Source organism: Metaplanococcus flavidus (assembly GCF_042675885.1).
GTDB lineage: Bacteria > Bacillota > Bacilli > Bacillales_A > Planococcaceae > Planococcus > Planococcus flavidus.
The window spans coordinates 1-9,184 of the sequence record NZ_JBHTKI010000043.1 but is presented as its reverse complement, the minus strand read 5'-3'; the positions used below and the strand labels follow the sequence as shown (position 1 = coordinate 9,184).

8 protein-coding genes are annotated in these 9,184 nt (G+C 44.9%); 4 read left to right on the top strand and 4 right to left on the bottom strand.

Annotated features, from left to right (window positions below; translation table 11 throughout):
* Nucleotides 1-234: 234 nt before the first annotated feature.
* Nucleotides 235-771, bottom strand: coding sequence for an RNA polymerase sigma factor (locus tag ACFQ1X_RS15635; protein ID WP_144841637.1), 537 nt, complete (start codon nucleotides 769-771; stop codon nucleotides 235-237).
* 559 nt (nucleotides 772-1,330) lie between these two features.
* Nucleotides 1,331-2,572, bottom strand: coding sequence for a CNNM domain-containing protein (locus ACFQ1X_RS15630; RefSeq protein ID WP_144841638.1), 1,242 nt, complete (start codon nucleotides 2,570-2,572; stop codon nucleotides 1,331-1,333).
* Nucleotides 2,573-2,724: 152 nt separating this feature from the next.
* On the opposite strand from ACFQ1X_RS15630, the gene ACFQ1X_RS15625 reads away from it, so the two are divergent.
* The 4 genes from ACFQ1X_RS15625 (at nucleotide 2,725) to ACFQ1X_RS15610 (ending at nucleotide 6,849) form a co-directional block, all read left to right on the top strand.
* Nucleotides 2,725-4,101 carry a dipeptidase gene (locus ACFQ1X_RS15625; RefSeq protein ID WP_144841639.1) on the top strand — a complete coding sequence of 459 codons (1,377 nt, stop codon included), beginning with the start codon at nucleotides 2,725-2,727 and terminating at the stop codon, nucleotides 4,099-4,101.
* A 115-nt stretch (nucleotides 4,102-4,216) separates the two neighbouring features.
* Entirely contained in the window at nucleotides 4,217-4,783 is a 567-nt protein-coding gene (locus ACFQ1X_RS15620) for a glycerol-3-phosphate acyltransferase (RefSeq protein ID WP_144841640.1), read from the top strand.
* Nucleotides 4,784-4,892: 109 nt separating this feature from the next.
* Nucleotides 4,893-5,747 carry a DegV family protein gene (locus ACFQ1X_RS15615; RefSeq protein WP_144841641.1) on the top strand — a complete coding sequence of 285 codons (855 nt, stop codon included), beginning with the start codon at nucleotides 4,893-4,895 and terminating at the stop codon, nucleotides 5,745-5,747.
* Nucleotides 5,748-5,829: 82 nt separating this feature from the next.
* Entirely contained in the window at nucleotides 5,830-6,849 is a 1,020-nt protein-coding gene (locus ACFQ1X_RS15610) for a DUF2804 domain-containing protein (RefSeq protein ID WP_144841642.1), read from the top strand.
* Between the two features lie 522 nt (nucleotides 6,850-7,371).
* Here ACFQ1X_RS15610 and ACFQ1X_RS15605 read toward each other — a convergent pair.
* Nucleotides 7,372-8,100 (bottom strand): glycerophosphodiester phosphodiesterase, encoded by a 729-nt coding sequence (locus ACFQ1X_RS15605; protein WP_144841643.1) that lies wholly within the window; start codon nucleotides 8,098-8,100, stop codon nucleotides 7,372-7,374.
* 10 nt (nucleotides 8,101-8,110) lie between these two features.
* The gene (kynA, locus tag ACFQ1X_RS15600; RefSeq protein ID WP_144841644.1) at nucleotides 8,111-8,965 is read right to left on the bottom strand and encodes a tryptophan 2,3-dioxygenase; all 855 of its coding nucleotides are present in this window, start codon (nucleotides 8,963-8,965) and stop codon (nucleotides 8,111-8,113) included.
* Nucleotides 8,966-9,184 lie beyond the last annotated feature (219 nt).

The window sequence follows — 9,184 nt, the reverse complement described above, 5'->3', positions numbered from 1 at the left end:
GCCGCCAAGCACGCCGCTTTAGCAGCTGCCTAAATTTAAAAAACGGAAAAAATGATCCGAAAAATCGTCTGCACTTTTTAAAAGGGCGATTTATGAAATTGATTCCCATAAATAAAATACTTTATTTTCCTCCTTCTTCTTGATTCGTTACTGTGTTTTTCCATACAAAAAAGATGCGCCGGATTTTGGCACACCTCCCAATTCACTATTTATATAGAAGAAAAAATTGCTGCATTATGCAGGCAACACATATTCACGCGTCTGCGCATCTTCAAGCAATAGATCCTTCAGCCTTTGCTTGCCGCGGAAAAGACGTGATTTGACGGTTCCGATCGATACTTTCATCGCTTCAGCAATTTCAATCAATGACAGCTGATGTACATAGAAATAGACGATTGTTGTCCGGTAAATCGCATCCAATTCCGAGATCTTATTTTGCAGTAAAACAGAGACGTCCTGCTGCTCCAATATTTCAGGAGCTCCTGCAGTGTCTGATGGGATCAGGTCCAGCAGCGAAATATCCAGGCCTTCCGGCTGCTGCTGCACGTGTTTGCTGCGGCGTACATTTTTGCGGTAACGATCACGGAAAGTATTCATACAGATTGTTGTCAGCCAGGCTTTAACATGGTCTACGTCCTGGATTGACGATTCATAACGCACCACTTTCAGCCAGACTTCCTGCATAAGGTCTTCCGCTTCCACCTTATTGCGCGTCAGCTTCAGGCATAAATGATAAATGTAGCGATTGTATTCTGTATATAAACTTTCCATGAGCGGTTCCTCCGTCCGTTTTTTCTTCTTGACCTTATTGTGCCGGAAAGGAACCTTTCACTCTATCGCTCCCGCTTTCATTTGCCTTACATTGTTGTAATAAAGAAAAGCGACGGCGCCCGTTAAGCTCTGAAAGGCATAAGACGATTTGGGAAAGCGGCGTACTTTGTCTCACAGCCAAAGTGGCTTATGACCCGAAGAGCTGGGCTGCCGAAGTCTGGACACCGAAAAGCGACGCCGTTTGAAACAGCCGATATTCCGCAAACCAGCTTGCTTGCAAAAACCGTACTCCTGTCTCTGCATCGCTGCGCTAGCTTCGAGACATGAAAAACCGTTGCATCGCTACGCTGCTTCGTCGCAAAGAATTGCCCTCGCAGGCTTCGGACAATTCTTCGCTGTTTTGCTACATATCTATAAGTCACCTAGCAACGGGGCGGTATGGCAGCTCTTTAATTTAACTTATATAGAGTCAGGCAAGATTCATTCTTTCTTTAATAATATTTTTATTGAACTACTCTTTCTTATATAGACAAACAAAAAACCCGCCCACAGGCAGGTTTTACGCAAAAATTTCTTCATCTTTTTTGGTGATCGTCAACCGGACAATCCGATTGCGGTCCATTTCGTTCACTTCGACATGAAGATTTTCATAAGAGAATTGTTCGCCTTCGTCCGGCACATGGCCAAGCTGCTGCATGACAAATCCCGCGATGGTATCATGGTCGTTCGGAACTTCCACTTCGAACATTTCGTTAACATCTTCAATTTCCAGGCGGCCGTGGCAGGACAATGTCGTGTCAGTCATTACAAAGACCAGCTCGTCATCTTCCTCATCCGTTTCATCTTCTATATCCTGGCCGATCATTTCTTCGATAATGTCTTCGTGCGTGACAATACCGAGCGTTCCGCCGTATTCATCCAAAATGACTGCCATGTGTTTTTTCTTGGCCATCATCATTTTGAAAACTTTCTCGACGCTTACAGATTGTACAACGAATAATGGATTATCATCCATCAATTCCTGCAATGTCAGATTCGGGTTCATTGACCATTCGATCAATTTCTTGGAATAAAACAGGCCAACTACGTTATCCAGGCTGTCTTCATATACCGGGTAACGCGTGTACGATGAATCCAGGATCAGATCCCGGATTTCTTCGTAGGTTGAATCCAACGGTATCCCGACAATATCTGTCCGGTGTGCCGACATGACGTCCGAGACATCTTTATGCGGAAAATCCAGGACTCCTTTGATGCGTTCGGATTCCCCTTCTTCAAAAGTACCTTCAGTCGAGGCGATATCAACCATGGTCCGCAATTCTTCCTTGGTCATCGTCGCTTCTTTGACGTGGCCTTTGGAAATGATGCGGATGAATATATTGGTGAACTGCGCGAGCAGCCATGTAAGCGGCTTGAGTAAAACCACAAGCACCCAGATTACAGGACCAACAATATAGGCGACTTTATCAGAAAATGTTGCCGCAATTGTTTTTGGCAGCACTTCACCGAAGATAATCAATGTGAGCGTCAAAATTGCCGTAGCAAGCCCGACTTCCCATCCTCTATCAATAGCAATCATGGTGACCAGTGTCGGCAGCATGATATTGGCGATATTATTTCCGATTAATATGGTAGTGATCATCCGGTCCGGCTTCGCAATTAACTTCTGCAGGTTCTGTGCCTTTACATCCCCCTGCTCCGCGCGAAGATGGACCTTCATCCTATTAACCGCAGTCAATGCCGTTTCGCTTCCCGATAAGAAGAACGACATCATTAAAAATATTCCCAACGCTATAAACAAAATTGTTTCCTCCAGTGTCTAAAACACAAATTTTTACGAGCTATTTCCGTAATTATAATTATATCACAGCGTTTTTCCATCTGTCGAAAACAATCACTTTCTTATGTTATACTTTTCCCATTAATAAGAAATTTATGAAAAGAGGTTTTTAAATGGAAGCAAAACAAATTGATCGCTATTTTCAGGAACGCCGGAGTGAACATCTCGAAGAACTGGAAACATTCCTGCGGATTCCTTCTGTCAGTTCATTATCGGAACATAAAGAAGATATGCAGACTGCCGCTGAATGGCTGGTCAAAGCTTTTGAGAAAGCGGGACTTGAGAATGTCAAAATCGATGAAACCGGCGGCCATCCGCTCGTTTACGCTGATTGGCTCCACGCAGAGGGCAAACCGACTGTATTGGTGTATGGCCATTACGACGTCCAGCCGGTAGACCCGCTGCATCTATGGGAATCTCCACCTTTCGAGCCCCAGATTCGTGACAATAAACTTTACGCGCGCGGCGCCAGCGATGATAAAGGACAGACTTTCATGCACATCAAAGCAGCTGAAGCTCTGCTGCAGCAGAACGGAGAACTTCCCGTCAATATGAAATTCATCATCGAAGGTGAAGAAGAAATCGGCAGTCCAAGTCTGCCGGCATATGTCGAAAAAAATAAAGAAGCGCTTGAAGCTGATATCATTGTCATCTCCGATACCGGCATGCAAGGGCCTGGCCGACCGGCAGTGTGCTATGGCTTGCGCGGGCTCGCAGGCATCCAGATTGATGTGAAAGGCCCGAAAGGAGATCTTCATTCCGGATTATACGGTGGAGCTGTTCAGAATCCACTTCATGCCATCGTTGAAATTCTGGAAAGCTTCCGCAACAAAGAAGGAGTCATTCAAGTCGAAGGATTCTACGATGACGTTCTGCCAGTGTCCGATAAAGAGCGCGCAGAATTCGCTTCCCTCGAATTCGATCTTGACAATGAAAAGCGGGATCTCGGCATTACAGAAGACTATGGCGAACAGGGCTATTCATTTGTTGAACGAACATGGATCCGTCCGACACTTGAACTCAACGGCATCACTGGCGGGTTCTCCGGTGAAGGCATCAAGACCGTCCTTCCTGCAGAAGCCAGCAGCAAAATCACTTGCCGCCTTGTACCGAATCAGGATCCGGATGATATTGTCGCCAAATTGAAAGCACATGTCGAGGCTCATAAGCCGGCAGGCGTTTCAGTGGAAATCACTGAATTCGATAAAGGCAAGCCTTTCCTGACACCATTCGACCATCCTGCCATTCAGGCAGCCGGACGCTCTTATGAGAAAATTTATGGCGTGCCGACAGCGTTCACCCGCATGGGGGGATCGATTCCAATCGTTGCAGCTTTCGATGAAATCCTCGAAAGGCCTGTCGTATTGATGGGCTTCGGCCTGGCGTCTGAAAACTTCCATGCGCCAAACGAACATTTCCATCTTGAAAACTTCGACAAAGGTTTGCGAGTCATCTGTGACTACCTGTTTGAAGCTTCATCATTAAAATAATCTGGTTTATTCACCTTCCCGCTCCAGTCAGCGGGAAGGTTTTTTCATGGAGTGTTTCATTCCTGGTGGAAAACTGATTTACTTATATATAGAAACAATTATTGGAGGCAACACTATGTTTATTTATTTTATTTTCTCCTATTTGGCCGGAACGCTCATGACCGCATGGCTCGTCGGTAAATGGAAAGGAGTCGATCTCAGTAAAGAGCGAAGCGGCAATCTTGGCGCACGCAATGCGGGTGCTGTCATCGGCAAGCGCGCTTTTCTGCTGACCTTCCTGGGCGATGCCGGGAAAGGGGCATTATTGGTTTTTATCGGGTTTTATTTTAATTTTCCGTTATGGGCCATTGCTGTCTCCGGACTGCTGGCGGTCTTCGGCCATCTATTTCCATTTTGGCTCCGCGGACACGGTGGAAAAGGCATCGCGGTTTTTATGGGTGTCACCTTCTTTTTGACGCCTGTACTTTTTCTCGCCATGTTTATCATGTTCATCGCCTTTTATCCATTTTTCAAAAGTGCCACCCTATGCATGTTATGCGCTTTTACCGCCTTCATTACAATGGCCGCAGTGCTGCAGGTGCTCACTATTGTGTGGCCGCTGATTCTTGCGATTATTATTATTGTTTATCGGCATCGTTTTGATATCGAGGAATCCTACAAGAAGAGATTTATTAAGAGTTGATGCCTGTTGGTTGCAATGTCTGAAAATTCAGCGGTGCCGCTCTATCCGCTTAATACTATTCGTGTTATAGTTTTATTATTCAAAAAACTAATAGATGGGATGTTGTCTTATGAAAAAACCAATTGCATGGGTAATTGATACAACAGGATATGTTACTGAAGAAATGAAAGCGCATCCAGATGTTTATGTTGTGCCGTTGAATATCCATTTTGGCACTGAGGAATTTATTGACGGAGTTGATCTTACACAGGCTCAATTGTATGAAAAAATCAAAGCCGCATCGGAATTCCCAAAAACTTCGCAGCCGTCAGCAGGTAAATTTGCCGAGCTTTATGACAAGTTGAAAGAAGAATATGAATGCGCCATCGCGGTTCATGCTTCTGCAAAACTGAGCGGGACGATTGCCTCCTCTACAGCTGGTGCTGATATGTCGGGTTTTAAAGTTTATGCGGTTGATTCGCTTGCTTTGTCCTATGGCTTGTCGGGTCTTATGGAACGCGGTTGGGAACTGCAAAAAGAAGGGCTCGATGCGGAACAGATCGCAAAAAAACTCGAGAAAGAAACGGCTGATTTCCGCAATTACATTTTAATCGGCAACCTTACGCAATTGTATAAAGGCGGACGCATGAGTGGTGCCCAATATTATATCGGCAGCCTTCTGCAAGTTAAACCGATTGTCCAGCTCACTCCTGATGGCGAATTAAAGCCAATCGATAAAGTGCGATCCCATAAGAAAGCTATGAAATACTTGATCGACCATGCAGTGAAAGATCACGAAGAACATGGCGTAGACACTTTTCAGATTATGCACGGCAATACCCTTGAAGAAGCTGAAAATCTGAAGCGCGAAGTGTTGAAAGTCATCCCGGAAGCGCAGATCGTCATCGGTGATTTAAGTTCATCTCTTGCCGTCCACGCAGGTGAAGGCACTTTGGCATTTATGTGGAGAAGAAGTCCCCAATAATAGCTGGCTGCAGGGAGTTCTTAGGAGATATCAACTGTTTCTTCTGCTACAATGAAAGCAGAATGACGGTGAGGTGGAATTTATGCAGCATCTGGAACGTGAGATTTATACAACTGTAGAATTATGTGATGCAAAAGGCCATTTAAACCCTGAAGCCATCGGATTCGCGCGTACACCGCTTATCGTCAGCAACCTTAAAGGCAATTTCATGCGTAAGAAGAAATGGAATTATTGGTGTATTTTCGGAGAAGAAATCATGTTTTCAGCTACCATCAGCCAATTGGATTATGCCACAGTCTGTTTTGTTTATTTCCTGAATTACGAAACCCAGCGTTTTTACGAAAAGACTATCGTTATGCCATTTTCAAGAAAACGCATCATTGCGGACGCAGCGCTGGAAACCTGTAAATTTAAGCATCCCGAAATGGAGATCGAATTCCTTTATAAACAAGATTCAACACGCATTACGGTAAAGGTCGATGATTTTGATGGAGAACAATTGAGTGCTGATCTCGATATCAGCTATCCTAACTACCATGAATCGATGAATGTGGTCATTCCATGGAATCGCCAGACTTTCCAATTTACAGGCAAGCATCTGTGCCTGCCGGCAACCGGTTCCATTAAGATTGGGACAGAGCTTTACAATTTCGAGCCGGTAGAAAGTTTTGCCGTATTGGATACCGGAAGAGGTGTATGGCCAAGGGAATCTTCCTGGAATTGGGCCATGGCTTCCCAGCGGTCACTTGGCAAAATTATCGGATTGAATTTCGGAGGCAAATGGACGGATGGGACCGGCATGACGGAGAATGCATTTTTCGTCAATGGCAAAATGCATAAAATCCATGAAGATGTGCTGTTTCATTACAATACCGAAAACTATAAAGAACCGTGGAAAATTACCACCAAATTTTCAGACGATGTGAAATTGGAATTTACCCCTTTTTTCGAACGAATTTCCAAAAGCGGCATGAAATTAGTGAAATCGGAAGTTCACCAAATGTTTGGTTATTATAACGGGTACGTGCGTTACGAAGACGGAAAAAAGTTGAAAATTTCCCAATTGCTCGGATCGATTGAAGAACATTATGCAAAATGGTAAACAAGAAGACGCCGGCGAGCTGTCGGCGTCTTTTTGAGTTGTTTATTCTACTAACCGATATTCCGCAAAACAGCTTCGCTTGCCTGGGGACTTGCGCTGAGCTAACTCGGGCTCGGTCCCCTTCGCCCGAGTGGATCTCAGCACTTCGCTTGGACCCCTGGGCGTCTTCGCTGTTTTGCTCCATATCTCAGGATCACCTTTTATAACAGGAGATCCCTTTAAGCCTGTTTCAAGAAGGCGTCACCATGATTCTACACAGAATCAGAATGAAGCGGTAGGCGGCGAAGAGCAAAGATGTGCTCCTGTCTCTGCATCGCTTCGCTAGCTTCGAGACATGAAAAACCGTTGCATCGCTGCGCTGCTTCGGCCAATGTCTTTCCTGCGGGATCAAGAGCGAGACTGAGACCCCGTAAGAGCGTCAGCGATGAGGAGGCTCAGGCCGCTCCCCGCGGAACGCGTCCGCCTAGAGCGAAATGCTTGGAATAGTATTAATTTTATTTGTTAACTCTTCTATATTAGTGTTCACTGATTTACCGGGCTTTCCAGTCCTGCCAGCATCTTCTCCGGAAAATCAGTGAAGATGCCGTGGATGCCGATTTGCTGTAATTGCTGCGCGTATTCGAGTTTATTGACTGTGTACACATACACAATTGCTCCCTTATACAATGCATCTGTAGCCATCCTGCGAAAAGAGGCGGGCAGCGACAGGTGGATGCGGTTCGTCCCAACCACTCTCGCGTAATCGTAGACATCAACATAGACATCCAAGGTTAAAATTGCAGATTCCACCGTTTTCTTATGGCAGACGGTCTGAACATCCTCGTGATTAAAGGATGATATGAGGATACGATCAGAAAACCCGCGTTTCTTGGCTTTTTCCAGTACTTTATCCACAAGACCCACGTATGGGAAAACGTCTGTTTTCAACTCTATATTCAAACGATGATTAGTGTCCTGGAAAATATCGAAAACTTCGTCCAGTGTGGGTATTTTCTCAGCTGCCCATTCTTCCGAAAACCACGAACCCGCATCCAGCTTTTTCACTTCACTCAACGTCATATCTTTAATATAGCCTTTTCCATCCGTTGTCCGATTGACTTTTTCATCATGGATCACCACGATTTCGCCATCGATTGTCAGATGAACATCGATTTCAACGCCTGTAATCGGTAACTCTGCAGCTGCTTTAAAAGCTGCCAATGTATTTTCAGGATGTGTTCCTGAACATCCCCTGTGCGCGTAAATTCTCATAAGACACCCCTTAAATTTCAGTTCGTATATCCCATAATTCCGGGAAGAAATATTGATCCAGTACTTTTTTCAAATAATTGACTCCAGAAGAGCCGCCTGTCCCCTGCTTGAATCCGATGATGCGTTCCACCGTCTTCATATGACGGAAGCGCCATTGCTGAAGCCAGTCTTCTATATCGACCAGTTTCTCTGCCATTTGATACAGTTCCCAATGTGTATCAACATCACGATAAACCGCTTTCCACGCTTCCCTGACACTGTCATTCGGTTCATAAACCGTCGTAATGTCCCGTTCGAGAACTTCCTTATCTATCGTAAAGCCGCTCCGTGCCAATTTTTGAATGGCGGCGTCATAGAGCCCCGGTGCATTGAATGCTGCTGTCAATTCTTCAAGCAGCGCCGGATCCTTTTCGTATATTTTCAGTACATGTTTGGTTTTATAGCCCAATGCGAATTCGATCATCCGGTATTGATAGGACTGGAAACCACTGGCATTTCCCAAGTCATCCCGGAATTCCATATACTCGGCAGGAGTCATCGTCGCGAGAACGTCCCAACCGTTAATGATTTGTGATTGAATTTTTGATACTCGTGCCATTTGCTTGAAAGCGGGCTGTAAATCATCCCTCTCAATGCTGCGTATTGCTGCACGCAGTTCATGCAGAATCAGCTTCATCCAAAGTTCTGACACCTGATGAATCACAATAAACAGGGTTTCATCATGATGGCCGCTGACCCCCTCCTGTGCTGTCAGCAATTGATCCAGGTGCAAGTAATCCCCGTAAGTCATGCTTTCTTTAAAATCGGTCCGGATACTTTTCTCTGATGCCGCTGCTATGTTCTGGCCGTTATTATATTTGTCCATTGGACTGGCTCCTTTTGGCTCTGCTTTTTCTCTTCTGGTGTGTAAACTTGGCTAACATTCTATAATCTTTGATTGAAAAGCTTAATCTTTTGAAATTCGGGAATAAAATCTATAAGTGAATCAATTTCATAAATCGCCCTTTTAAAAAGTGCAGACGATTTTTCGGATCATTTTTTCCGTTTTTTAAATTTAGGCAGCTGCTAAAGCGGCGTGCTTGGC

Bases quoted from the DNA above. Each gene is read 5' to 3' on its own strand.
- ACFQ1X_RS15635 (WP_144841637.1), bottom strand. From the start codon at position 771: ATGGAAAGTTTATATACAGAATACAATCGCTACATTTATCATTTATGC.
- ACFQ1X_RS15615 (WP_144841641.1), top strand. From the start codon at position 4,893: ATGAAAAAACCAATTGCATGGGTAATTGATACAACAGGATATGTTACT.
- kynA (WP_144841644.1), bottom strand. From the start codon at position 8,965: ATGGACAAATATAATAACGGCCAGAACATAGCAGCGGCATCAGAGAAA.
- ACFQ1X_RS15610 (WP_144841642.1), top strand. From the start codon at position 5,830: ATGCAGCATCTGGAACGTGAGATTTATACAACTGTAGAATTATGTGAT.
- ACFQ1X_RS15620 (WP_144841640.1), top strand. From the start codon at position 4,217: ATGTTTATTTATTTTATTTTCTCCTATTTGGCCGGAACGCTCATGACC.
- ACFQ1X_RS15625 (WP_144841639.1), top strand. From the start codon at position 2,725: ATGGAAGCAAAACAAATTGATCGCTATTTTCAGGAACGCCGGAGTGAA.
- ACFQ1X_RS15605 (WP_144841643.1), bottom strand. From the start codon at position 8,100: ATGAGAATTTACGCGCACAGGGGATGTTCAGGAACACATCCTGAAAAT.